Origin of the sequence: Streptomyces sp. NPDC048185 (genome assembly GCF_043202495.1) — a bacterium.
GTDB lineage: Bacteria > Actinomycetota > Actinomycetes > Streptomycetales > Streptomycetaceae > Streptomyces.
The window spans coordinates 868,938-892,656 of the sequence record NZ_JBIDAN010000002.1; the positions used below are offsets into that span (position 1 = coordinate 868,938).

At 73.6% G+C, this 23,719-nt stretch carries 23 protein-coding genes; 7 read left to right on the top strand and 16 right to left on the bottom strand.

Annotated features, from left to right (window positions below; translation table 11 throughout):
• Positions 1-17: 17 nt before the first annotated feature.
• The 7 genes from ACGF3H_RS09775 to ACGF3H_RS09805 form a co-directional block, all read right to left on the bottom strand.
• On the bottom strand, positions 18-1,037 hold the full coding sequence (locus ACGF3H_RS09775; protein WP_362488091.1) for an ABC transporter permease: 1,020 nt from the start codon (positions 1,035-1,037) through the stop codon (positions 18-20).
• Positions 1,034-2,551, bottom strand: a complete 1,518-nt coding sequence (locus ACGF3H_RS09780; protein ID WP_362488089.1) for a sugar ABC transporter ATP-binding protein — start codon at positions 2,549-2,551, stop codon at positions 1,034-1,036. Before ACGF3H_RS09780 ends, ACGF3H_RS09775 begins: the two co-directional genes overlap by 4 nt.
• Before the next feature lie 109 nt (positions 2,552-2,660).
• Positions 2,661-3,842, bottom strand: a complete 1,182-nt coding sequence (locus tag ACGF3H_RS09785; protein ID WP_362488088.1) for an ROK family transcriptional regulator — start codon at positions 3,840-3,842, stop codon at positions 2,661-2,663.
• Positions 3,843-4,090: 248 nt separating this feature from the next.
• Positions 4,091-4,768: a GntR family transcriptional regulator gene (locus ACGF3H_RS09790; RefSeq protein ID WP_362488086.1), complete on the bottom strand. Its 678-nt coding sequence runs from the start codon at positions 4,766-4,768 to the stop codon at positions 4,091-4,093.
• Between the two features lie 134 nt (positions 4,769-4,902).
• Positions 4,903-5,850, bottom strand: coding sequence for a beta-ketoacyl-ACP synthase III (locus ACGF3H_RS09795; RefSeq protein ID WP_362488084.1), 948 nt, complete (start codon positions 5,848-5,850; stop codon positions 4,903-4,905).
• A gap of 136 nt (positions 5,851-5,986) precedes the next feature.
• Complete coding sequence (locus ACGF3H_RS09800) at positions 5,987-6,133, bottom strand: hypothetical protein (RefSeq protein ID WP_362488082.1); 147 nt, start codon at positions 6,131-6,133, stop codon at positions 5,987-5,989.
• Complete coding sequence (locus ACGF3H_RS09805; RefSeq protein ID WP_362488080.1) at positions 6,102-7,436, bottom strand: OFA family MFS transporter; 1,335 nt, start codon at positions 7,434-7,436, stop codon at positions 6,102-6,104. The genes ACGF3H_RS09800 and ACGF3H_RS09805 overlap by 32 nt, the downstream gene beginning before the upstream one ends.
• A gap of 200 nt (positions 7,437-7,636) precedes the next feature.
• Between ACGF3H_RS09805 and ACGF3H_RS09810 the strand changes: the two genes are divergently transcribed.
• Genes ACGF3H_RS09810 through fdhD form a run of 5 tightly spaced genes read left to right on the top strand, consistent with a single transcriptional unit; the run spans position 7,637 to position 14,207 of the window.
• Positions 7,637-8,608, top strand: a complete 972-nt coding sequence (locus ACGF3H_RS09810) for a 2-dehydropantoate 2-reductase (protein WP_362488078.1) — start codon at positions 7,637-7,639, stop codon at positions 8,606-8,608.
• Entirely contained in the window at positions 8,605-10,548 is a 1,944-nt protein-coding gene (locus ACGF3H_RS09815) for a molybdopterin-dependent oxidoreductase (protein WP_362488076.1), read from the top strand. Before ACGF3H_RS09810 ends, ACGF3H_RS09815 begins: the two co-directional genes overlap by 4 nt.
• Positions 10,529-12,484 (top strand): NAD(P)H-dependent oxidoreductase subunit E, encoded by a 1,956-nt coding sequence (locus tag ACGF3H_RS09820; protein WP_362488074.1) that lies wholly within the window; start codon positions 10,529-10,531, stop codon positions 12,482-12,484. Before ACGF3H_RS09815 ends, ACGF3H_RS09820 begins: the two co-directional genes overlap by 20 nt.
• On the top strand, positions 12,481-13,341 hold the full coding sequence (locus tag ACGF3H_RS09825) for a 2Fe-2S iron-sulfur cluster-binding protein (protein ID WP_362488072.1): 861 nt from the start codon (positions 12,481-12,483) through the stop codon (positions 13,339-13,341). Before ACGF3H_RS09820 ends, ACGF3H_RS09825 begins: the two co-directional genes overlap by 4 nt.
• Positions 13,342-13,361: 20 nt before the next feature.
• Positions 13,362-14,207, top strand: a complete 846-nt coding sequence (fdhD, locus tag ACGF3H_RS09830; RefSeq protein ID WP_362488070.1) for a formate dehydrogenase accessory sulfurtransferase FdhD — start codon at positions 13,362-13,364, stop codon at positions 14,205-14,207.
• Positions 14,208-14,340: 133 nt separating this feature from the next.
• Here the strand turns inward: fdhD and ACGF3H_RS09835 are convergent, their stop codons facing one another.
• Entirely contained in the window at positions 14,341-14,784 is a 444-nt protein-coding gene (locus tag ACGF3H_RS09835; protein WP_362488068.1) for a MarR family winged helix-turn-helix transcriptional regulator, read from the bottom strand.
• A gap of 130 nt (positions 14,785-14,914) precedes the next feature.
• On the opposite strand from ACGF3H_RS09835, the gene ACGF3H_RS09840 reads away from it, so the two are divergent.
• Together ACGF3H_RS09840 and ACGF3H_RS09845 are read left to right on the top strand one after the other, a co-directional pair.
• Positions 14,915-15,166, top strand: coding sequence for a DUF6400 family protein (locus ACGF3H_RS09840; RefSeq protein WP_362488066.1), 252 nt, complete (start codon positions 14,915-14,917; stop codon positions 15,164-15,166).
• Positions 15,150-15,380, top strand: a complete 231-nt coding sequence (locus tag ACGF3H_RS09845) for a hypothetical protein (RefSeq protein ID WP_362488064.1) — start codon at positions 15,150-15,152, stop codon at positions 15,378-15,380. The genes ACGF3H_RS09840 and ACGF3H_RS09845 overlap by 17 nt, the downstream gene beginning before the upstream one ends.
• Positions 15,381-15,418: 38 nt before the next feature.
• Here ACGF3H_RS09845 and hypE read toward each other — a convergent pair whose 3' ends face one another.
• From hypE to ACGF3H_RS09885, 8 genes are all read right to left on the bottom strand, one after another.
• Positions 15,419-16,486, bottom strand: a complete 1,068-nt coding sequence (gene hypE / locus ACGF3H_RS09850) for a hydrogenase expression/formation protein HypE (protein ID WP_362488062.1) — start codon at positions 16,484-16,486, stop codon at positions 15,419-15,421.
• Complete coding sequence (gene hypD / locus ACGF3H_RS09855) at positions 16,479-17,636, bottom strand: hydrogenase formation protein HypD (RefSeq protein WP_362488060.1); 1,158 nt, start codon at positions 17,634-17,636, stop codon at positions 16,479-16,481. The genes hypE and hypD overlap by 8 nt, the downstream gene beginning before the upstream one ends.
• A complete protein-coding gene (locus tag ACGF3H_RS09860) occupies positions 17,633-17,938 on the bottom strand; it encodes a HypC/HybG/HupF family hydrogenase formation chaperone (protein WP_362488058.1) in 306 nt (101 codons plus the stop codon). Before ACGF3H_RS09860 ends, hypD begins: the two co-directional genes overlap by 4 nt.
• Before the next feature lie 41 nt (positions 17,939-17,979).
• On the bottom strand, positions 17,980-20,376 hold the full coding sequence (gene hypF, locus ACGF3H_RS09865) for a carbamoyltransferase HypF (RefSeq protein ID WP_362488056.1): 2,397 nt from the start codon (positions 20,374-20,376) through the stop codon (positions 17,980-17,982).
• Positions 20,373-21,068, bottom strand: a complete 696-nt coding sequence (gene hypB / locus ACGF3H_RS09870) for a hydrogenase nickel incorporation protein HypB (RefSeq protein ID WP_362488054.1) — start codon at positions 21,066-21,068, stop codon at positions 20,373-20,375. The genes hypF and hypB overlap by 4 nt, the downstream gene beginning before the upstream one ends.
• 2 nt (positions 21,069-21,070) lie before the next feature.
• Complete coding sequence (locus ACGF3H_RS09875) at positions 21,071-21,466, bottom strand: hydrogenase maturation nickel metallochaperone HypA (RefSeq protein ID WP_362488052.1); 396 nt, start codon at positions 21,464-21,466, stop codon at positions 21,071-21,073.
• Between the two features lie 300 nt (positions 21,467-21,766).
• Positions 21,767-22,276, bottom strand: coding sequence for a hydrogenase maturation protease (locus ACGF3H_RS09880; RefSeq protein WP_362488050.1), 510 nt, complete (start codon positions 22,274-22,276; stop codon positions 21,767-21,769).
• Positions 22,273-23,703: a hypothetical protein gene (locus ACGF3H_RS09885; RefSeq protein ID WP_362488433.1), complete on the bottom strand. Its 1,431-nt coding sequence runs from the start codon at positions 23,701-23,703 to the stop codon at positions 22,273-22,275. The genes ACGF3H_RS09880 and ACGF3H_RS09885 overlap by 4 nt, the downstream gene beginning before the upstream one ends.
• Positions 23,704-23,719: the final 16 nt, after the last annotated feature.

Consider the following 23,719-nt stretch of genomic DNA (forward strand, 5'->3'; position numbering starts at 1 on the left):
GGTGGTGAACCCTTTCCTCAGGTCGTGCTCGCGGTACGGCGCTGGACCAGCACGGCGGCGACGATGATCGCTCCCTTGGCGATCTGCTGGACGTCGCTCTGCAGGTTGTTCAGGGCGAAGATGTTCGTGATCGTGGTGAAGATGAGGACGCCGAGCACGGAGCCGACGATGGTGCCCCGGCCTCCGGTGAGGAGCGTGCCGCCGATGATCGCGGCGGCGATGGCGTCGAGTTCGTAGAGGTTGCCGTTGGTGTTCTGGCCGGAGCCGGCCAGGACGATCAGCAGGAAGGCGGCGATGCCGCAGCACAGCCCGGACAGCAGGTAGAGGTAGAGCCGCTGGCGGCGGACGTCGATGCCGGCGAGCCGGGCGGCCTCCGCGTTGCCGCCGACGGCGACGGTGCGGCGTCCGAAGGTGGTCCGGTTGAGCACCAGCCAGCCGATGACGGTGACGGCCGCGAACACCAGGACGAGCGGCGGGACACCGAGGACGTAGGAGTCGCGTTCGCCGAGGTCCAGCACGCTGGGCACCGTGACGACCTGGGTGCGGCCGTCGGTGATCTGCAGCGCGAGGCCGCGTGCCGAGGCCAGCATGGCGAGGGTGGCGATGAACGGGACCATCGCGCCGTACGCGATGAGCACCCCGTTGACCAGCCCGCAGCCCACTCCGACGACGACCGCGGTGAACAGGATGCCGGCGAAGCCGTACTCCTGGGTGGCGACCGTGGTGGCCCACACCGACGACAGGGCGACGATGGCGCCGACGGACAGGTCGATGCCGCCGGAGACGATCACGAAGGTCATGCCGACGGTGACGACACCGATCACGGACGCCTGGGTGAGCACCAGTTGCAGGTTGCGGGTGTCGAGGAACGCGTCGGGCTGGGTGATGCCGCCGATGAGGACCAGCGCGGCGAGCACGCCGAGCAGGGAGAGGGTGCGCAGGTCGGCGCGGGCCGTCAGGCTCCGCCAGGCGGGCGGACCGTCCACCGGTGCCGCCTTGCCGGTGCCGCCCCGTGGCGGGGACACGTGCTGCGTCATGACGCCGGGCTTCCTTCCATCACGAGGTCGAGTACGCGGTGTTCGTCGAGTTCGCGGGCGGGGGCCTCGTGCACGACGCGGCCCTCGCGCAGGACCAGCACGCGGTCGGCGAGGCCGAGCACTTCGGGCACCTCGCTGGAGACCAGCAGGACGGCGAGGCCCTCGTCGGCGAGGCGGCGGATGACCGCGTAGAGCTCGGCGCGGGCGCCGACGTCGACGCCGCGGGTGGGTTCGTCCAGGAGCAGGACCCGGCAGCCGCGCAGCAGCCAGCGGGCGAGGACGGCCTTCTGCTGGTTGCCGCCGGACAGGGTGCGCACGGGCACGGACGGGTTGTCGGGCCTGAGCGAGAGTTCGCGGGTGGCCGCGCGTGCCGCGCCGAGTTCGGCGCCGCGGTCGATCCAGCCGGCGCGGGCGAAGCGGGACATGGCGGAGACCGACACGTTGCGGGTGACGGACTCCAGCATCAGCAGGGCCTGCGCCTTGCGTTCCTCGGGGGCGAGCCCGAGTCCGGCGCGGACGGCGGCGCGCACGCTGCCGGGCCGCAGCGGGCGGCCCTCCACGAGGACCTCTCCGGCGCTGGGCCTGCGGGCTCCGTAGACCGTCTCCAGGATCTCGGAGCGGCCGGAGCCGACCAGCCCGGCCAGGCCGACGATCTCACCGGGGCGCACGTCCAGGTCGAGCGGGGCGAACTCGCCGTCCCGGGCCAGTCCCCGCACGCTCAGCACGGGATCCGCCGCCGGCGGTGAGGCCGGCCGGTCGGGGAAGACGTACTCGACGTTGCGGCCCGTCATCAGCGCCACCACGTCACGGGTCGGGGTCGACTCGGCGGGCAGTCCGCCGGCGACGGCCCGGCCGTCCTTCAGGACGGTGACCCGGTCGCCGATGCGGCGGATCTCCTCCAGGCGGTGCGAGATGTAGACGACGGCGACCCCGTCGGCGGTGAGGTCGCCGACGATGCGGAAGAGGTTGTCGACCTCGTCCGGGTCGAGCGCGGCGGACGGCTCGTCCATCACGATGAGCCGCACGTCGTGGGAGAGGGCGCGCGCCATGGACACGATCTGCTGCTGTGCCGCCGACAGGTCGCCGACCAGCCGTCCGGGGTCGACCTCCGGGTGTCCGAGCCGCTTGAGCAGCTGCGCGGTCGACGCCCTGGCCGCACGTCCCCGTACGACGAATCCGGCGGTGGTGGGCTCGTGGCCGAGGTGGACGTTCTCGGCGACCGACAGGTGTTCCACCAGGTCGAGCTCCTGGTAGATGGTGGCGATGCCGAGGCGCATGGCCGCGATCGGTGAGCGCAGGGTGACGTCCTCGCCGCGCCAGCGGATGGTGCCGGTGTCGGGCTGGTGGGCGCCGGCCAGCACCTTGATGAGGGTGGACTTGCCGGCCCCGTTCTGGCCGAGCAGGCAGTGCACCTCGCCGGCCTGGACGTCGAGGTCGACGCCGTCGAGGGCCCGGACTCCGGGGAACGACTTGGTGATGCCGGACATGCTGAGCAGCGGTGGTTCTGGTGCCATGTGAGGTCCCCTCGGCGGGCATGCGGGCCGGTGTCAGGGCAGAGCAGGGCAAGGCAGGGCAGAGCAGGGCTGAACGCTGTACTGGTGTGGCTCGGGAGGCGGGTGGTGCCTACGCGGGTGAGAACAGGTGGTCGCTGATCAGCCGGGCCGCGCCGATGACGCCGGCGGTGGGGCCCAGTTCCCCGAGGACGATGGGCAGGTTGCCGGTCGCGAGCGGCAGCGACTGGCGGTAGACCTGCGTGCGGATCGCGGCGAGCAGGTTGTGCCCGAGGCCGGTCACCCCGCCGCCGATCACGACCAGGCCCGGGTTGAAGAAGCTGACCAGGCCGGCGATGACCTGGCCGGTGCTGCGGCCGCCCTCCCTGATCAGGTCGAGTGCGGTGGCGTCGCCCGCGGCGGCCGCGGCGGCGACGTCGGCGGCGCTCAGGGCCCCGCTCGCCTCGAGCCGGGTCGCGAGCTCGGCGGACCGGCCCTGCTGGGCGGCCTCCGTGGCGTCGCGGGCCAGTGCGGCACCGCTGAAGTGCGCCTCCAGGCAGCCCCGGTTGCCGCAGGCGCAGGGGCGTCCGTCGGGCACGGCCTGGATGTGCCCGATGTCGCCCGCGCTGCCCGTCGTCCCGCGGTAGACGTCACCGCCGACGACGATGCCGCAGCCGATGCCGGTGCCGATCTTGACGACGAGGAAGTCGGCGACGGTGCGGGCGACGCCCGCGTGCTGCTCCCCCAGCGCCATGAGGTTCACGTCGTTGTCGACCATGACCGGGCAGCCCAGTTCCTGGCTGAGCGCCTCCCGCACGGGGAAGCCGTCCCAGCCCGGCATGATCGGCGGGGCCACCGGCACGCCCTCGGGGAAGCGGACCGGCCCCGGGACACCGATGCCGGCGCCGTCGAAGCCCTCCGCGAGTCCCGAGGCCCGCAGCTTGGCGGCCATGGACAGCACCTGCTCGAAGACCGCGACCGGTCCCTCACGCACGTCCATGGGCTGGTTGATGTGCCCGAGGATCTCCAGCTCGGCGTTGGTGACCGCGAGATCGATCGAGGTCGCGCCGATGTCGACGCCGAGGAAGCGGAGTTCGGGGTTGAGGCGGACGTTGTGGGAACGGCGGCCGCCGCGCGAGGCGGCGAGTCCGTCGGCCACCACCAGCCCGGTCTCCAGCAGCCGGTCCACCTCGACCGCCAGCTTGGACCGGGACAGGTCGACCTGGTCGCCGAGCTGGGCGCGGGAGTTGGGGCCGCCGTCACGCAACAGCTGCAGCAGCCGGGCCTGATGGGCGTTCGCAGGTCGTGCCGTCATGCGTCTCACGAACCCCTCCCCGCCTCAATCGGCTTGAGTGTACCGGTTTTCCGGCCACATCCGTGGCGTGCTTTCGGAGGGAACGTAGCAGCGGGCGCCCGGTGTGGGAAGAAGTCGCGCATGAATTGCCGCCAACTTTCTCCACTGAGAGGACAAAGCCGTGCGAGGCACCCGGCGGCCGGGGACACGACGAAGCCGCCCGGCGGGAACGCCGGGCGGCCTGGAGAACGCCTGTGACCTCAGGAGTCTCAGGAGGTGCGGTGCTCGTGGTAGGAGCGCCGCGTGTGCTCGGTGTGCTCGCGCATCAGCCGGGTCGCCCGCTGCTCGTCGCGGTCGCCGATGGCGGCGATCAGCTCACGGTGCTCGATCCAGGACTGCATGCCGCGCTGCCGGGCGACCGGCGTGTGGTACCAGCGGACCCGGCGGTCGACCTGGGCGGCGAGCTCGGCGAGGACGGCGTTGCGGGCCAGCTCCATGATCGTCGCGTGGAAGCGGGCGTTGAGGGTCACGGTGGCGTCCACGTCGTCGGCGGCGACGGCCCGCTCCCCCTCCGCGCACAGCTCCTCCAGCGCGGCCACGCCCGCCGTGCCGGCGTTGGCGGCGGCGAGCCGGGCGGCCTCGGCCTCCAGCAGCGTACGGACGGTCAGCAGCTGGTCGGCCTCCTCCTCGGTCGGCTCGTGCACGAACGCGCCCTGCGCGGGGCGCAGATCGACCCAGCCCTCGGTGTTGAGCCGCTGGAGCGCCTCCCGCACGGGCTGACGGGACACTCCGAGATGACCGGCGAGCTCGCTCTCCACGAGGTGCTGGCCGGGCCGGAGGGCCCGCGTGGTGATGAGTTCGAGCAGTGCCTCGTAGACACGGTCGCGCAGCGGGCCGGGCCGTTCGAGCTTGGGCACCGCGCCCTGCGGCAGTCCTGCGGACAACATCGGTCCCCCTCGACGGACGGCACGAGCAGTACGCCAAGTATCGATTGTCTTTCGTCTACAGTCTACGGCGCACGGGAGTCGGGACCGGGAGTGTCGGCCACGTCACACCGCCCCCGCGGCCGGCGGACGCCGCGTCACGGGCAGCGGACGACCTGCCCGGCGTAGGAGAGGTTGCCGCCGAAGCCGAAGAACAGCACGGGGTCGCCGGCCGCGACGTCGCCCCGTTCGACGAGCTTGGAGAAGGCGAGGGGGATGCTCGCCGCAGAGGTGTTGCCGGACTCCACGACGTCGCGGGCGACGACCGCGTTGACGGCGCCGATCTTCGCGGCGAGGGGTTCGATGATGCGCAGGTTGGCCTGGTGCAGGACGACGGCGGCGAGGTCGGCGGGCTCGAGTCCGGAGCGTTCGCAGGCCCGGCGTGCGATGGCGGGCAGTTTCGTGGTCGCCCAGCGGTAGACGCTCTGCCCCTCCTGCGCGAAGCGCGGCGGCGTGCCCTCGATGCGGACCGCGTTGCCCATCTCGGGCACCGAGCCCCACAGGACGGGGCCGATCCCGGCTTCCTCGCCCGGGGCGCAGGGCTCCACGACGGCGGCCCCCGCCCCGTCGCCGACCAGCACGCAGGTGGTGCGGTCGGTCCAGTCGGTCACCTCGGACATCTTGTCCGCGCCGATGACCAGCGCGCGGTTCGCCGAACCGGCCCGGAGGGCGTGGTCGGCGGTGGCCAGGGCGTGGGGGAAGCCGGCGCAGACGACGTTGAGGTCCAGCACGGCGGGCCCGGGCATGCCGAGGCGGGCCGCCACCCGGGCCGCCGTGTTCGGCGAGCGGTCGACGGCGGTGGAGGTGGCGACCAGCACCAGGTCCACGTCCGCGGGCGCGAGCCCGGCCGCGGCGAGCGCCTTGGCCGCGGCGTGGCCGGCGAGCTCGTCGACGGGCTCGCCGGGTCCGGCGATGCGGCGGGTGCGGATGCCCACCCGGCTCCTGATCCACTCGTCGCTGGTGTCGACCATGCCCGCCAGGTCCTCGTTGGTCAGGACCCCGGCGGGCTGGTAATGGCCGACGGCGGTGATGCGCGAGCCGTGCATGGGTGGAATCCTCGCTGCCTCGGGGACGGGATCCACCAGTGTGATCAGTGACCGGCGAGTACGGCGGCAGGTGAAGCGACAGGAAACGGGCGCCCGCCTTGTCGGCTTCGGTCAGCATCCGTGGCGCCCCGTCCCCTCATCCGGTGAACAGCTGGGTCGCCTTCCTGACGAGTTCGTACAGGCCGTAGGCGAGCGGCGCGCCCACCCAGAGCCAGGTGAACGCGATCAGCGGACGCCGTCGGCCGGACGGGTCAGGCGGACTCTGGCTGCTGTCGGGGGACATCGGCGGCCTCCTTCCGCGCCGGGGCGGACATGTGGTGGCGGGCGTGGACCGGGCGGATGAGTTCGTTGGCGGCGAAGCCGACGGCCAGCAGCCCGATCATGATGACGAACGACAGCCCGTACAGGGACGGGCCGTGCCGCCCGGCGTCCTCCTGCCGGTCCGCGATCCAGTTGACGATCAGCGGCCCGAGGACGCCGGCCGTCGACCAGGCGGTGAGCAGCCGCCCGTGGATGGCGCCGACCTGGTAGGTGCCGAAGAGGTCCTTGAGGTAGGCGGGTGCCGTGGCGAAGCCGCCGCCGTAGAAGGAGAGGACGACGAGGGCGCACAGGACGAACAGGGGCTTGGAGGAGTCGCCGAACAGGGCGAGGAGCGTGTACATCAGCGCGCCGGCGCCCAGGTAGAGCCGGTAGACGTTCTTGCGTCCGATCAGGTCGGAGGCCGTGGACCAGCCGAGCCGTCCGGCCATGTTGGCCGCCGACAGCAGGGCGACGAACCCGGCGGCGGCCGTGGCCGACACGGGTGCGGAGGTGTCGGCGAAGAAGTCCGTGATCATCGGGGCGGCCTTCTCCAGGATGCCGATGCCGGCGGTGACGTTCATGCAGAGCGCGACCCACAGCAGCCAGAACTGCGGGGTGCGCACCGCCTCGCGCGCCGAGACCTGCACGCCCGCACCGTCCGGGCCGCCGCCGGTGTGCTCCTTCGGGCGTGGCACCCGCACCAGCAGCACGCCCAGCAGCATGAAGACCGCGTACGTCAGGCCGTGCACGAGGAAGGCCAGCGCGATGCCCGTGTTGTCGGCACCGAAGGACTCCAGCATCTGGGCCGACCAGGGCGAGGCGATCAGCGCGCCGCCCCCGAAGCCCATGATGGCGATGCCGGTGGCCATGCCCGGCCGGTCGGGGAACCACTTGATCAGCGTCGAGACCGGCGAGATGTAGCCGATGCCGAGGCCGATCCCGCCGACGAAGCCGTAGCCGAGGACGATGAGCCAGTACTGCTCCACCGCGGCGCCGAGCGCGGAGAGCAGGAAGCCGGACGAGAAGCAGACCAGGGCGACGGTCATCGCCCAGCGCGGCCCGTGCCGTTCCACCAGGGTGCCGCCGAACGCGGCCGACAGGCCGAGCATCACGATGCCGAGCTGGAAGGGCAGCGCGCTCTGCGTGCCGCTGAGGGCGAGCGCGGATTCCAGGGGCGGTTTGAACACGGACCAGGCGTAGGCCTGGCCGATGGAGAGGTGGACCGAGAGCGCGGCGGGGGGAACGAGCCAGCGGCTCCAGCCCGGGGGTGCCATGGGGGGACTCATGAGTCCCCAACCGTAGGCAGCGGGAACGCGGTTGAGAAGACAGTTGAGGGGACAACGAACGCCGATTGCACCAAGCCGTGCCGGGAGCCTTGCTGGGGCAACCTCCATACTGTAGACAATATTTCGTCGACACAGGGCCGGCCGGTGCGCACCGGCCCGCGGTTCCTCGGTATCCCTCGACCGAACGGAGCTTCCCCGTCATGAAAGTCGCAGTCCTCGGCGCCGGGGCGATCGGTGCCTATGTCGGCGCCGCGCTCCACCGTGCGGGCGCCGACGTCCACCTCATCGCCCGTGGACCGCATCTGGCGGCCATGAGGCGGTACGGAGTCCGGGTGCGCAGCCCGCGCGGTGACTTCACCGCTCATCCGCGCGCCACCGACGACCCGGCCGAAGTCGGCCCGGCCGACTACGTCTTCCTGGGCCTGAAGGCCAACTCGTACGCGGCGTGCGGGCCGCTGATCGAGCCGCTGCTGCACGACACCACGGCCGTCGTGGCCGCGCAGAACGGCATCCCCTGGTGGTACTTCCACCGGCACGGCGGCCCGTACGACGGGCGCCGCATCGAGAGTGTGGACCCGGGCGGCGCGGTCAGCGCGGTGCTCGCGCCCGAACGGGCCGTGGGCTGCGTCGTCTACGCGGCCACCGAACTCGAGCAGCCGGGCGTCGTCCGGCACGTGGAGGGCACGCGCTTCTCGATCGGGGAGCCCGGACGGGGTGTCTCGGCGCGCTGCCTGGCGTTCGGCGAGGCGATGCGGTCGGGCGGCCTGAAGTGCCCGGTCGAACCGGACCTGCGGTCCGACATCTGGCTGAAGCTGCTGGGCAACATCTCCTTCAACCCGATCAGCGCGCTGGCCCGCGCCACCATGCGGCAGATGTGCCTGCACGGCGGCACCCGGCAGGTCATCGAGACCATGATGACCGAGACGCTCGCGGTTGCCGCGGCCCTCGGCTGCGAGGTCGGCGTCTCCGTCGAACGCCGGCTCGCGGGCGCCGAGAGGGTCGGCGACCACCGCACCTCCACGCTCCAGGACCTGGAGCGCGGCAAACCGCTGGAACTCGACGTCCTCCTCGCGGCCGTCGTCGAACTGGCGGGGATCACCGGCGTCGAGGTGCCCACCCTGCGCACCGTGCACGCCCTGTCGGACCTGCTCGCACTGAGGAGTGCCGCATGAGGAAAGCCGACCGCAAGGGGCGCGAGAGCGGCCCGAGGACCTACACCCGCCTCACCCACCCGCTGGTGCGGGACTCCCGCGACCAGCCCTTCCGCCGGGCCTCCTGGGACGAGGCCCTGGACCGGACCGCCCGGGGCCTGGCGGCGGCACGCGGCGCGTTCGGGATGTTCTCCTGCGCCCGGGCGACCAACGAGATGAACTACGTGGCGCAGAAGTTCGCCCGGGTCGTCATGGGCACCCACAACGTCGACTCCTGCAACCGCACCTGTCACGCGCCGAGCGTCGCCGGACTGTCGGCCGCCTTCGGCTCGGGCGGCGGCACGTCCTCGTACGAGGAGGTCGAGCACACGGACGTCATCGTGATGTGGGGCTCCAACGCCCGCTTCGCGCACCCGATCTTCTTCCAGCACGTGCTGAAGGGCATCAGGAACGGCGCCCGCATGTACGCGGTCGACCCGCGCCGGACGAGCACCGCCGAGTGGGCGGAGAGCTGGCTCGGCCCGAACGTCGGCACCGACATCCCGCTCGCCCACGCGGTGGGCCGCGAGATCATCCACGCCGGGCTGGTCAACGAGGCGTTCGTCGCGCGGGCGACCACCGGGTACGAGGAGTACAGGGCCCTGGTCGAGCCGTGGACGCTCTCCCTCGCCCAGAAGGTGACGGGCGTCCCGGCCGCCGCCGTCCGCGAACTGGCCCACGCCTACGCCCGCGCCGAGCGTGCCCAGCTCTGCTGGACGCTCGGCATCACCGAGCACCACAACGGCACCGACAACGTCCGCGCCCTGATCAACCTCTCCCTGCTGACCGGCCACGTCGGCCGCTACGGTTCCGGGCTGCAGCCCCTGCGCGGGCAGAACAACGTGCAGGGCGGCGGCGACATGGGGGCGATCCCCAACCGGCTGCCGGGCTTCCAGGACATCCTCGACCCGGACGTGCGGCTCAAGTTCGAGTCGGCGTGGGACACGGTCATCCAGCCGCACCACGGCATGACGCTGACCGAGATGTTCGAGGCGATGGAGGACGGCACGCTGAAGGCCGTCTACTGCATCGGCGAGAACCCGGCGCAGTCGGAGGCGGACAGCGAACAGGCGGTGCGCCGGCTGAACGCGCTGGACTTCCTCGTCGTCCAGGACATCTTCCTGACCAGGACCGCCGAACTCGCCGACGTGGTCCTCCCGGCGACCGCCGGCTGGGCGGAGACCGAGGGCACCACCACCAACAGCGAGCGGCGCGTGCAGCGCGTCCGCAGGGCCGTCACCCCGCCCGGCGAGGCCCGCGAGGACATCGACATCCTGTGCGACCTGGCGGCGCGGCTCGGCCACGACTGGAAGTACCCGGACGCCGAGGCCGTGTGGAACGAGCTGCGTTCCCTCTCCCCGGACCACCACGGGATGACGTACGCGCGTCTGGCCGAGCACCAGGGCATCCAGTGGCCGTGCCCGAGCACGGAGGAGCTGGAACCGCCGTACCTGCACGGCAGGCTGTGGGACCCCGACCCCGGCCGGCGGGGCCCCCTCGCGCCCTTCGGGATCGTCCGGCACGACCCGCCCGTGGACCTCACCGACGAGGAGTACCCGATCCGCCTGACCACGGGCCGGCGACTCGACTCCTACAACACCGGTGTGCAGAGCGGCGGTTACGCCTCCCCGTTGCGCCGGGGCGAGGCCGTCGAGCTGTGCCCGGAGGACGCGGAGCGCTACGGAGTGGCGGTCGGCGAGGAGGTGCGGGTGACCTCGCGGCGCGGCTCGCTGATCGCGCCGGTGTGGGTCGACACCGCGCTGCGTCCCGGGCTCGCCTTCATGAGCTTCCACTTTCCCGACGAGGTGGACACCAACCAACTGACCATCGAGGCCAACTGCCCGATCGCCGGGACGGCGGAGTTCAAGGCCTCGGCGATCCGGATCGAGAAGGTGAACACCGGTGGACCTGCGCTTCGGTGACAGCGAACCGACGGACGACGAACGCGCGGCCGTCGACGCCCTGCTCGGCCCGCCCGGGTCCGCCTGGGAGGGCGCCGACCGCACCGACGAGGACCTCCGCTGGGCCCGTGGCGGCAGGGAGGCCCGCGACCGCCGCGACCTGCTCCTGCCGGGACTGCACGCACTCAACGACCGCGTCGGCTGGATCAGCGAGGGCGCACTGGACTACCTGTGCCGGCGCCTGACGGTACCGCCGGCCGAGGCGTACGGCGTCGCCACCTTCTACGCGATGTTCTCCGTCCGCCCCCGACCCGCGACCGTGCTGCACGTCTGCACGGACCTGGCGTGCACGGCGTCGGGCGCGACCGAGCTGTGCGCGGACGTGGAGGCGCGGCTGGGCCCGGAGAGCGGGGTGAAGCTCGAACGCAGCCCGTGCCTGGGGCTCTGCGAGCGGGCCCCGGCGGCTTTGGTGATCCGTGCAGGGCGTGCCGCGGCCGCCACGGCTCCGGGGGACGTATCAGCCCGTCCGGCGTTCGAGGACGCGGCCGTTCAGGCCGACGGCGGGGGTCCGGGCGCGGCAGCCCCCGGGGTCGGGAACGGGAAGGGGCGGCGGGGAACCCTCCACGCGACCGCCGTATGCGCCCCCGCCACCCCCGCCACCGCAGTCCTCGCGGCCACCACCCCGGAGTCCGCCCCCGCCGAACCCCCGCCCGCGACCGCGGTCCCCCAGGCGGGCGACCCCGCCCTCACCCTCCTCGCACGCGTCGGCACCGTGGACCCCGCCTCCCTCGACGACTACCGCGCCCACGGCGGCTACACCGCCCTGCGCCGGGCCTTCGCCCTCGGCCCGGCCGGCGTCATCCGCGAGGTCACCGACTCCGGCCTGCTCGGCCGAGGCGGTGCCGCCTTCCCCACCGGCCGCAAGTGGCAGGCCACCGCCGCCCAGCCCGACCACCCGCACCACCTCGTCTGCAACGCCGACGAGTCCGAGCCGGGCACCTTCAAGGACCGCGTCCTCATGGAGGGCGACCCGTACGCGCTCGTCGAGGCCATGACGATCGCCGGGTACGCCACCGGCGCGCACCAGGGCTTCCTCTACCTCCGCGGCGAGTACCCGCGCGCCCTGGCCCGCCTCACCCACGCGATCGCGCAGGCCCGCGCCCGCGGACTGCTCGGCGACGACGTCCTCGGGCAGGGCTACGCCTTCGACATCGAGATCCGGCGCGGCGCGGGCGCCTACATCTGCGGTGAGGAGACGGCCCTGTTCAACTCCATCGAGGGCTACCGGGGCGAGCCGCGCTCCAAGCCGCCGTTCCCGGTGGAGAAGGGCCTGTTCGGCAAGCCGACCGTGGAGAACAACGTCGAGACCCTGGTCAACGTCCTGCCGATCCTGACGGCGGGCGCCGAGGCGTACGCCGCGACCGGCACCCCGAGGTCCACCGGACCGAAGCTGTTCTGCGTGTCGGGCAGCGTGGACCGGCCCGGCGTCTACGAACTCCCCTTCGGCGCGACCCTGGGCGAGCTGCTCACCCTCGCGGGAGTGCGGGACGGGCTGCGGGCGGTCCTGCTCGGCGGGGCCGCCGGCGGCTTCGTACGCCCCGACGAACTGGACGTCCCACTCACCTTCGAGGGCACCCGTGAAGCGGGCACGACCCTCGGCTCCGGCGTCGTCATGGCCTTCGACGACACCGTCCCCCTCCCCCGCCTCCTGCTCCGCATCGCCGAGTTCTTCCGCGACGAGTCGTGCGGGCAGTGCGTGCCCTGCCGGGTCGGGACCGTGCGGCAGGAGGAGGCGCTGCGGCGGATCGTGGACCGTACCGGTGACGGCGCCGCCGGGGACATCTCCCTGCTGCGGGACGTCGGCCGCGCCATGCGGGACGCCTCGATCTGCGGTCTGGGGCAGACCGCGTGGAACGCCGTGGAATCCGCCATCGACCGTCTGGGGGCGTACAAGTGACCGCGATACCGCTGGGTGTGCCGCGCCGGCTGGTGGAGTTCACCGTCGACGGCCGGGAGGCGCGGGTGCCCGAGGGCTCGACCGTGCTCGACGCCTGCCGTGCCGCCGGGAAGGACGTGCCGACCCTGTGCGAGGGCGACACGCTCACCCCGAAGAACGCCTGCCGGGTGTGCGTGGTGGAGGTGGAGGGCTCCCGGACGCTCGTTCCCGCCTGCTCACGCGAGGCGGCTCCGGGCATGGTGGTCAGGACCGACACCGAGCGGGTCCGGCACAGCCGCAGGCTGGTCCTCGAGCTGCTCGCGTCGTCGGTCGACCTGTCCACCACCCCCCGGGCGGCCGACTGGATCAAGGAGTACGACGCGAAGCCGGACCGGTTCGGCCCGGACGCGGCCCGCGTCGACGAGCAGCCGCGGATCGACAACGAGCTGTACGTCCGCGACTACGCCAAATGCATCCTCTGCTACAAGTGCGTGGACGCCTGCGGCGACCAGTGGCAGAACACGTTCGCCATCTCCGTCTCCGGCCGCGGCTTCGACGCCCGCATCGCGGTCGAGCACGACGCTCCGCTGACCGACTCGGCCTGCGTCTACTGCGGCAACTGCATCGAGGTGTGCCCCACCGGGGCGCTGTCCTTCAGGTCGGAGTTCGACATGCGGGCGGCGGGTACCTGGGACGAGGCGCGGCAGACGGAGACGACCACCGTGTGCGCGTACTGCGGTGTCGGCTGCAACCTGACCCTGCACGTGCAGGACAATGAGATCGTCAAGGTCACCTCGCCGCACGACAACCCGGTGACCCACGGCAACCTGTGCATCAAGGGCCGCTTCGGCTACCAGCACGTACAGAACCGGGACTGACCGGTACGAGGGGTACGGACATGGGACGAGTCACGGAACGACGCAAGGTGGTCCGCATACGGGACGGGGCGGTCTCCAGCCGCCCGGACACGCTCGTGGCCGAGGAACCCCTGGAGATCCGGCTGAACGGCAAGCCGCTCGCGATCACCATGCGCACACCGGGCGACGACTTCGCGCTGGCGGCCGGTTTCCTGGTCAGCGAGGGCGTGCTGGCCGAGCGCGGCGACCTGCAGAACATCGTGTACTGCGCGGGCGCCACGGCCGACGGCTCCAACACCTACAACGTGGTCGACGTGAAGACGGCCCCCGACGTGCCGGTCCCGGACATCACGCTGGAGCGCAACGTCTACACCACGTCGTCCTGCGGCCTGTGCGGCAAGGCCAGTCTGGACGCGGTGCGCACCACGGCCCGCTGGCCGATCGCCGACACACCCCCGGTCCGCGTCACCCCGGAGCTGCTGGCGAGCCTGCCCGACCGGCTGCGCGCGGCCCAGCGGGTCTTCGACCGCACCGGCGGCCTGCACGCGGCGGCCCTGTTCACCGAGGACGGTGACCTGGTGGACGTACGGGAGGACGTGGGCCGGCACAACGCGGTCGACAAGCTGGTCGGCCGCGCCCTGCAGAACGGGGACCTGCCGCTGTCCCGGTCCGTGCTGCTGGTGTCGGGCCGGGCCTCCTTCGAGCTGGCGCAGAAGGCGGTGATGGCGGGCATTCCGGTGCTCGCGGCGGTGTCGGCGCCGTCCTCCCTGGCGGTGGACCTGGCCGCCGAGACCGGGCTGACGCTGGTGGGCTTCCTGCGCGGCACCTCCATGAACGTGTACGCGGGTGAGGACCGCGTCGCCCTGCGGGCGGCCGCCCAGGGCTGACCCACCTCTCCGCGGCACGGCGGCGGGGCCCCGGACGGCGGGGAGCGCCCCCTGCGCCGCAGGGGCCCCGCCTCATCCGGCCCACCCCTCCGTCCGGCCCGCCGCCCGCCCCTCAGGGCGCGGGGGCCGGCGGTCAGCCGTCGGCGTCGTTGCCGGCGATCCGCCGGACCATGTCCAGCAAGCGCGTCCGCTCCTCGGCCGTGAGGGGCGCGAGCAGCTCGTCGTTGGCCGCGCGGGCCGCCTTCTCGCACCGCGCGAGCACCCGTCCGCCCTCCTCGGTGAGGGACACCGCGTTCTTGCGGCGGTCGCCCGGGTCCGGGGCGCGGACGACGAGCTCCGCCGCCTGCAGGTCGTTGAGGACGCCGACCAGGTCCTTGGGGTCGAGCCCGATGCCGCGGCCCAGGTCGGCCTGGGCGACGGGGGCGAGGTCGCGGACGGCGGAGAGCACCACGTGGTGCCACATCTTCAGCCCCTCCGCGGCCAGCCCCTCGGCCACCAGGGCCCGGCCGCGGGCGGCGGCCCTGCCCAGCTGCCAGCTGGGCAGGGAGCGGATCTCGGGAAGCGATGCGTCGGCCATGGGGTCAGCCTATGCAGCGTGCCGCAGGGGGGCGGACGCCGGTGATGGCATCGGTCACATCGCCTTTCCCCGCGCCGTCACGCTCTGGTAGGAGTGGCTGGGCCAGCACGACCCCACGCGAAAGCCCCCGATGTCTGCCGATCCCGCCCCTGGACTCCGTCCCTTCGTGCTCGACCTCTCCCTGGAGGAGACCCGGCGCCGTGCGGAGGTGGTGGCGGCGCTCGGCCCCGCCTGGGACCCGGTGGCCGCATTGCGGTCCGAGCAGGAGGCCCACGCCCTGCTCTACTCCGGGCTCGACGCGGAGCAGCGGCGGACGTACGCCATGCTCGTGGCGGCCGGGGTGCTGCCGGAAGCGGGGACGGGCGATGCGGCTGCCGATTGATCCGCAGGCGGACCGGGCCCGCCGCGCCTGGGTCCCCTGCCCCGCCTGCGACGACGCGCGCGACTGCGCCGCGTGCGCCGCACAGCGCAACTGCGCGGTCCACTGGCGCTACCTCATAGCGAACGAGGGCCCGCGGGTCCACCTCCAGTGCCCCGGCTGCACCCACACCTGGACCCTCGACACACGGCCCGGCGGACGCGGCCGGGCGGGCTGACGCCGACGTCGCCCGCCCGCCGGAACCGCGCGGACCGGTCAGCAGATCCGCGGCAGCTGCTCCCCGAGCGGCATGTCCACCACCCGCGTGCCGCCGAGCCCGGTGCGGGCGACGACCATGCCCGGGTGGTCCGCGACGACCTCGCCGATGACCGCCGCCTCCGCCCCCAGGGGGTGGGCCCGCATGGCGGCGAGGACCGCGTCGGCGTGCTCCCGGGGCGCGAAGGCGACGAGCTTGCCCTCGTTGGCCACGTACATCGGGTCCAGCCCCAGCATGGCGCAGGCCCCGGCCACGGGGGGCGGCACCGGTACGGCGCGTTCCCGGACGGCGATCCCGGTCCCCGACGCGGCGGCGATCTCGTTGAGCGACGCGGCCAGGCCACCGCGGGTGGGGTCGCGCAGGGCGTGCAGGTCCGGGCAGACGGACAGCATCGCCTCGACGAGCCCGCCCAGCGCCGCGCAGTCGCTCACCACGTCGGCCTCGAACCGCAGGTTCTCGCGCTCGCTCATGATGGCCGTGCCGTGGACGCCGATGGCGCCGTTGACCAGGACCACGTCGCCGGGGACCACCCGCCCCGGACGCAGGTCGACGCCGGCCGGCACCAGGCCGATGCCCGCGGTGTTCACGTAGACGCCGTCGCCGTGCCCGGCCTCCACCACCTTGGTGTCGCCGGTGACCACCCGCACCCCGGCGGCACGGGCGGCGGCCCCCAGCGCGGCGGCGACCCGGGCCACGGTGTCGATCTCGACGCCCTCCTCCAGGATCAGGCCGCAGGAGAGGTAGGCGGCGCGGGCCCCGCTCATCGCGAGGTCGTTGACCGTGCCGTTGACGGCGAGGTCCCCGATGCTGCCGCCGGGGAAGAACAGCGGCCGCACCACGAACGAGTCCGTGGAGAAGGCCAGCCGCGCCCCGCCGAGCTCGACCACGGCGGAGTCGTTCAGCGGCCCCGGCGCCGGTCCGTCGACCGCGGGCAGGACGATCTGTTCGATGAGCTCGGCGGACAGCGTGCCGCCACCGCCGTGGCCCATCACCACGCGCGGACCGTCGCGCAGCGGCGCCGGGCAGGTCCAGGAGAGCATGTCCGGTGCTGCGGTGGTGTCAGACAACGGGGCTGCCCTCCAGACTCGCGGCGGGCGCGGGAGCCTCCGGTGCCGCCGGGCGGGCCGGCAGCTCCAGCCGGCGGTACAGGTAGTAGGCGGCGCAGGCCCCCTCGCTGGAGACCATGGTGGCTCCCAGCGGCGTGCGCGGGGTGCACGTGGTCCCGAAGGCCTCGCACTCGTGCGGCTTGAGCAGCCCCTGCAGGACCTCACCGCTGCGGCACTCCGCGGGCTCGCGCGTGGCGATGTCACCCACGTCGAAGCGGTACTCGGCGTCGTGCTCCCGGTAGCGGTCGGACAGGCGCCAGCCGCTGGCCGGGATGACCCCGATGCCGCGCCAGGCGCGGTCGGTGACCTCGAAGACGTCGTCCAGCATCGCCCGCGCGGCCGGATTGCCCTCCGGCCGCACGGCGCGCGGATAGGCGTTGTCGACCGTGTGCTCGCCCCGTTCCAGCTGCCGCACGGTGCGCCGTACGCCTTCCAGGATGTCCAGCGGCTCGAACCCGGTCACCACGATGGGCACCCCGAACCGCTCGGCGAGCGCGGGGTACTCCTCGGTCCCCATGACGCTGCACACGTGCCCGGCGGCCAGGAAGCCCTGGACCCGGCAGTCCGGCGACTGCATGACCGCCTCGATGGCGGGTGGCACCCGCACGTGCGAGACCAGCAGGCTGAAGTTGCGGATACCGCGTCTGCGGGCCTGGTGGACGGTCATCGCGTTGGGCGGGGCCGTGGTCTCGAAGCCGATGCCGAAGAAGACGACCTCGCGGTCGGGGTTCTCCTCGGCGATGCGCAGCGCGTCGAGCGGGGAGTAGACCACGCGGACGTCGCCGCCCGCCCCCCGGACCTGGAACAGGTCGCGGCCCGTGCCCGGGACCCGGAGCATGTCACCGAACGAGCAGAAGATCACGCCGGGCCGGGAGGCGATCTCCAGTGCCTTGTCGATGACCTCCAGCGGTGTCACGCACACCGGGCAGCCCGGGCCGTGGATCAGCTCCACCTCGTCGGGGAGCAGCTGGTCGATGCCGTGCCGGATGATGGAGTGGGTCTGGCCGCCGCACACCTCCATGAGCGCCCACGGCCGGGTCACCGTGGCCTTGATCTCGTCGAGCAGCCGCGCGGCCAGCTCCGGGTCCTGGAACTCGTCGATGTACTTCACGGCCGCACCTCCCCGGCGAGGTCCTCGCCGGCCTCGGCCCGTGCCGCCTGCTCCCACGGGTCACCGAACTCCTCCTGGAGCATGCCGAGGTTCTCGAACAGCTCCAGCGTCCTGCGGGCCGACTCCTCGTCGAGCCGCTGCAGGGCGAACCCGACGTGGACGATGGTGTACTCGCCGACCCGCAGATCGGGCAGGTACTCCAGGCACACCTCCTTGACCACACCGCCGAAGTCGACGGTCGCCATGCGGGTGCCGTCCCGTTCCTCGATGCCCAGCACTCTGCCGGGTACCGCCAGGCACATGTTGTGTCTCCTTCACTTGTCGAGCGGCGCGTCCGCTCCGGTCATCCGCTGCGGACTCCCGCACGGGCGGCCACGACGAGCTGGCCGAGGGCCAGTCCGCCGTCGTTGGGCGGGATGTCGCGGTGGCGCAGCACGGTGAAACCGTCCGCGCGCAGCCCGCGGGCGCAGGCCTCGGAGAGCAGCGTGTTGGCGAAGACGCCGCCGCTCAGGGCCACCGTCCGCAGACCGGTCGCCCCGCGGGCCGCGCCGCACACCGTCCGCACCAGCCGGGCGACGGCGTGGTGGAACCTGGCCGCGACCAGGGCCGCGGCGGTCCCGCGCCGTACGTCCGCCGCGACGGCGGCCAGCAGGGGCGCGGGATCGGCGACCAGCGGGTCGTCGCCCGGCTGCCGGCCCGTCAGGCGGAAGGTGTAGCGGGGGTCGTCGTGCACCCCGTCGCCCGCGGACACCGCCGCCGCCTCCAGCTCGATCGCGGCCTGCGCCTCGTACCCCGCGTGGTGGCAGACCCCCGCCAACGACGAGACGGCGTCGAAGAGCCGGCCCATGCTGGACGTGGGAACGCAGTTCAGACCGCTCTCCAGCTGCCGTGTCAGCACGGCGAGTTCGGCGGGCGGGCAGGCGGCGGTGCACGGCAGGCCGGGATCGGGGGCGAGGCCGGCCGCGTGCAGGTGCGCCAGCGCCATGCGGTACGGCCGGCGGACCGCCGCGTCGCCCCCGGGCAGGGACACCGGGGCCAGGTGCGCGAACCGTCGGTACCCGTCGTAGTCCGCGAGCAGGAACTCACCGCCCCAGACCGTGCCGTCGTCCCCGTGCCCGGTGCCGTCGAAGGCGACCCCGATCACCCTGGTGCCGTCCGCCAGGCCCCGCTCCGCCATGACCGAGGCGATGTGCGCGTGGTGGTGCTGCACCCGCAGCACGGTGCGGTCACCGGCGTGCCGCCGCGCCCAGGCGGCCGAGCGGTAGGCCGGGTGGGTGTCGGTGACCAGCAGCGACGGGCTCACTCCGGTGATGGTCTCCAGCTGCCGTTCGGCACGGCCGAAGGCCCGTTGGGTGGCGAGGTCGTCCATGTCGCCGATGTGGGCGGACAGCCAGGCCCGGTCGCCCCGTGCGAGAGCGAAGACGTTCTTCAGGTCGCCGCCGACCGCCAGGGCCGCGGACACCGTGACGGGCAGGGTCACCGGGAGCGGGGCGTGGCCGCGGGAACGGCGCAGCATCAGCGGCTCTCCGTCGCAGACGCGGACCACGGAGTCGTCGCACGGCACATGGATCGGGCGGTCGTGCGTGAGCCAGGCGTCGGCCAGGCCGGCCAGCCGCTCCAGGGCTTCCCCGTCGTCGGTGACGATGGGTTCGCCGGAGCGGTTCCCGCTCGTCATGACCAGCAGCCGGGGAGCGTCGGCGTGCCGGTCCGGGGCGTCCGTCCCGAGCAGCAGATGGTGGACCGGCGTGTACGGCAGCATGACGCCGAGGTCGGGACTGCCCGGCGCGACGGCGCGGGCGGGCACGGGCAGGCCGGGGGCGGCCTCGGTGCCGGTGCGCCGCCGCATCAGGACGACGGGCCGCACGCGTCCGGTGAGCAGTTCCCGCTCGAGGGGGCCGACGTGGACGAGGTGCTCGACGTCCCCCACGTCGCGGGCCATCACCGCGAACGGCTTGTCGCCGCGGGCCTTGCGACGGCGCAGCTCGGCGACCGGCCCGGCACGCGTGGCGTCGCAGGCGAGGTGGTACCCGCCGAGCCCTTTGACGGCGAGTACGGCGCCCGCGGCGAGCAGCTCGCGGGCGGCTGTCACGGGGTCCGTGCCGTCCCGGACGGTGGCGTCGGACCCCGCCGCCGTGACGAGACGCAGGCGCGGTCCGCACGCCGGGCAGGCCACCGGCTGGGCGTGGAAGCGCCGGTCGGCGGGGTCGTCGTACTCGCGGGCGCAGTCCGGGCACAGCGGGAAGTCCGCCATCGTGGTGTGCGCGCGGTCGTAGGGCAGGCCGGTGACGATGGTGAACCGGGGGCCGCAGTGCGTGCAGGTGATGAAGGGGTGGCGGTGCCGCCGGTCCGTGGGGTCCGCGAGTTCGGCCAGGCAGTCGGGGCAGGTCGCGGTGTCGGGCGACACCAGCGTGCGGACCCGGCCGCCGGTCCGGGAGGGCACGATGCGGAAGCCGCTGCCGCCGGTGGCCGGAAGCGCGGACGTCTCCACCGTCTCCACGATCGCGAGGGGCGGTGCGCCGGGCCCGAGGCGGGCGCAGAACAGGTCGACGGCGCTCTGCGGCCCCTCGACCTCCGCGACGACGCCGTCGCCGGTGTTGGTCACGTGCCCGGCGAGGCCCAGCTCGGTGGCGAGACCGTACACGAACGGGCGGAAACCCACGCCCTGCACCACGCCCCGGACGACGACGCGGGCGCGGCGTGCGGACCGTGGTGGCGCGCCGGCGTCCCGGGCGGTGCTCACGCGTGTGCCCTGGCCATCACCGGTGCGTGCACGGCGTCTCCCGCGGCCGCCGCGAGTGCCCGGTCGAGGAGGACACCGGCGCCTTCACCGGTGCGCACGGAGGTGAGGACGACGTCCACGCCCGGGTTGACCCGCTGGACGTGGGCGCGGAAGGTCTCCTCGTCGAACTCGGCGGGTGCGGCCAGGTCGGACTTGGTGACGACGACGAGCTGGGCCAGGCCGAAGGCGGTCGGATACTTGAGCGGCTTGTCCTCCCCCTCGGTGACGGAGGCGAGGACCACCCGCAGCGACTCGCCCAGGTCGTAGGAGGCCGGGCAGACCAGGTTGCCGACGTTCTCCACGAAGAGCAGGCGGGTGTCCTCGGGCAGCCAGTCGTGCAGGTGCCCGGCGAGCATGTCGGCCTCCAGGTGACACAGCCCGTCCGTCAGCACCTGCTTGACGGGCACTCCCGAGCGGGCCAGGCGGGTCGCGTCGTTCTCGGTGGCGAGGTCCGCGGTGAGGGCCGCGACGGCGACGTCCCGCTCCTTCGCCAGCCGCAGCTCGCGCTCCAGCAGGGCCGTCTTGCCGCTGCCGGGGCTGGACAGCAGGTTGATCACCGTGGTGCCGCGGGCCGTCAGTTCGGTACGCAGGATGCCTGCCGCCATCGTGTTCTTGGCCAGGACGGCCTGCCGGAGGTCGACTGTGCGGCACATCGTCAGGGCTCCTCGTGGTGGGATGCGGTGGGGGTGGCGCGGGCCGGGGGCTCGGCGGCCCAGCGCACCTCGGTGATCGTCAGTTCGCGCCCCGTCAGCAGCTCGGTCGCCGCCCGACGGCAGTGGGCGCACACCAGGTCGGGGGGCATCCCCGTCTCCCAGGTCCGTCCGCACGGCTCGCAGGACGCCCGTCCGGGGACCGGCCGGGCGAACAGTTCGCAGCCCTCCAGGACGGTGCCGGCGCAGGCGAGTTCGAAGCAGAACGCGAGCGCGTCGGGGACCACCCCGGCCAGTTCGCCGATGTCGACGTGGACGTGAGAGACCCCGTGCGCGCCTCGGGACCGTGCCGCCCGCTCGACCTGGTCCACGACCGACAGGGCGACGGACATCTCGTGCATCGCCACTCCGTCCTGGCCCGGGGTTGTGTCGCGGCTCATTCAAGGTGGCCCGTGGGCGCCGGGGCGCCCGGCACGCCGGGCCCGGCGGGCGCGTAGCCCGTTCGGTGCAGGCGTGACCGGGCCGGCGTCACATCCGGCGGATACGCAGGTACCGCATGATGTCGGACCAGAAGGTGGCGAGGAACGCCGTCAGGGCCGTGACGGTGACGGTGGCGGCGGCGCCACCGACGAGCTGCTTGTTCATGGGGTCTCCGTGGGGGGTGAGGTTCGGGAGCCCTCTTCGGGCTCCCTGCTTCGCCGTCAGACGACGGCCGCGTCGCGGACCAGTTCGCCGACCATGCGCACCGCGCCGGGCACGGCGGCGGCGACGGGCGGACTGAGGCCGATGCCCTCCTCGACGGTGCCGGGTTCGCAGCCGACCACCAGGATGCGGCGCGGCGGCACGGCACCCGTTCCCGCGCACAGCGTGCCCAGCAGCGCCAGTACGGCGTCCGGCGACATCCGGTGCCCGTCCAGGGCGGCGCCGGCGGGGCCGGGCGCGCTGCCGGGCTCGGGTGCCTCGATCAGGTAGAGCGTTCCCGGCGGTCCGCCCCGTGCCGTCGCGTCCACCAGGATCAGCGTGTCGTACCCGTCGAGGAGCCGGTAGGCCAGGTGGACGCCCCGGATGCCGACGTCGGTGACCTCGACGCCCGCGGGCAGGTCCTGGCCGGCCAGGACGCGGACGGCCTCGACGCCGAAGCCGTCGTCGCCGAGGAAGACGTTGCCCACGCCGGCGACCAGCGTGCGGGACGGTGCCGCCGCGGCGGTCACGGTGCCTCCTCGGCGTCGGCGACGGCGACCTCGTCGGGCTGGAAGTAGAGGTAACGGCCCTGCTCGCGGCGGATGTCGGCGCCCGGGTCGTCCTCGACGGTGACCGCGATGTGCACGCCACCGTCCACGTCGTGCAGCACCGCCTCGACGAGGGCGCGGCGGCCGTCGAGGAACAGGTCCTGGGCGTCGGTGTGCCGCAGCCGGGGGCGCAGGACGACGCGGCTGCCCGCCCGCACCGGCCGCCCGTCGACCAGGACGTGGTCGTGGGCGGGATCGACGGAGGTGTCCGAGCCGGGGTCCCACCACGGGGTGTCCGGCCGCGGGACGCCGTCCGCTCCCCCGGCGCCGGCCCGCGGGACGGCGGGGCCGATGACCGGCACGCCGGCCGCCGGTGTCCGCGGCGCCCCGGGCCCGGTGACCTCCCGCAGGCCCCGGACCGCGCCGTGCAGCCGTTCCAGCACCTCCGCGGGCAGGGAGTCGGCGAGGTCGATCACCGCGGCGGCCCGGTCGTCCGTGCCTCGTGCCTCGCGCTTCTCCTCGTCGGTGAGGGCGGCCGTGCGCAGCGCGAGGATCTCGTCGATCTCCGTGGCGTCGTACAGGGCACCGGGGCTCTCGGGGGCGATGGACGGGTGGTCCTCCAGGATGATCGGCGAGGAGAGCACCAGGTCCTCGGTGCCCGGTTCGCCGGCCGGCACGGGCCAGGTGTGCAGGTTGCGGCAGCGGGCCACCTCGGCCCCGGCCCACTCCGGCGGGTCCGTCAGCGACAGGAACCGTCCGGCGTCCAGGCACAGCACCGTGTGCGCGGCGACGAGGGAGCGGTACAGGGCGGCGTCGCGGCCGGTGTCCTCGGCCGGTGCCCAGTCGCTGGTGTTCTCCACGACCACGCGGAGCCGTTGTGTGGTGTACGGGCCGTCCAGGTCGCTCGCCGAGAGCCGCAGCAGCCCGCTGATCTCCTCACGGCGGCGCACGAGCCGGCCCACGACCCGGCCCGTGTCGTCCGTGACCGGCTCGGTCTCCTCGGCCGCCGGCCGGGTGAAGGGCACGACGGTGCCCGCGCCGGCCAGGTCGTCCACGGCGACGGTGAGGCGCACCCGCTCCTCGTGTCCCTCGTCCCAGGGGACCAGCACCCTGTCGTCCAGGCGCAGTTCGGGGACGGTCTCGAAGGCGCCGTCCGGCAGCGCCCGCTGGACCGTGCGCCGGCAGGCGTGCAGGAAGCGCGTCTCGACGGCGAGGGTGGCGCCCCGCCGGGGTTCCATCAGCAGCTCGGTGCGCTGGAAGTCGTGCTCCTCGGCGACCGCGGTCCAGGACGGGGGCACGAGGACCCCGAACTGCCAGCGCAGCCGGTTCTTGGCGGCGGAGGCCCGGTACGGGTAGAGCACGTACCCCTCGAACAGCACGGCGTCGGCCACGTGGCGGGCGACGGCCATGCGGGCCTCGGTCGCC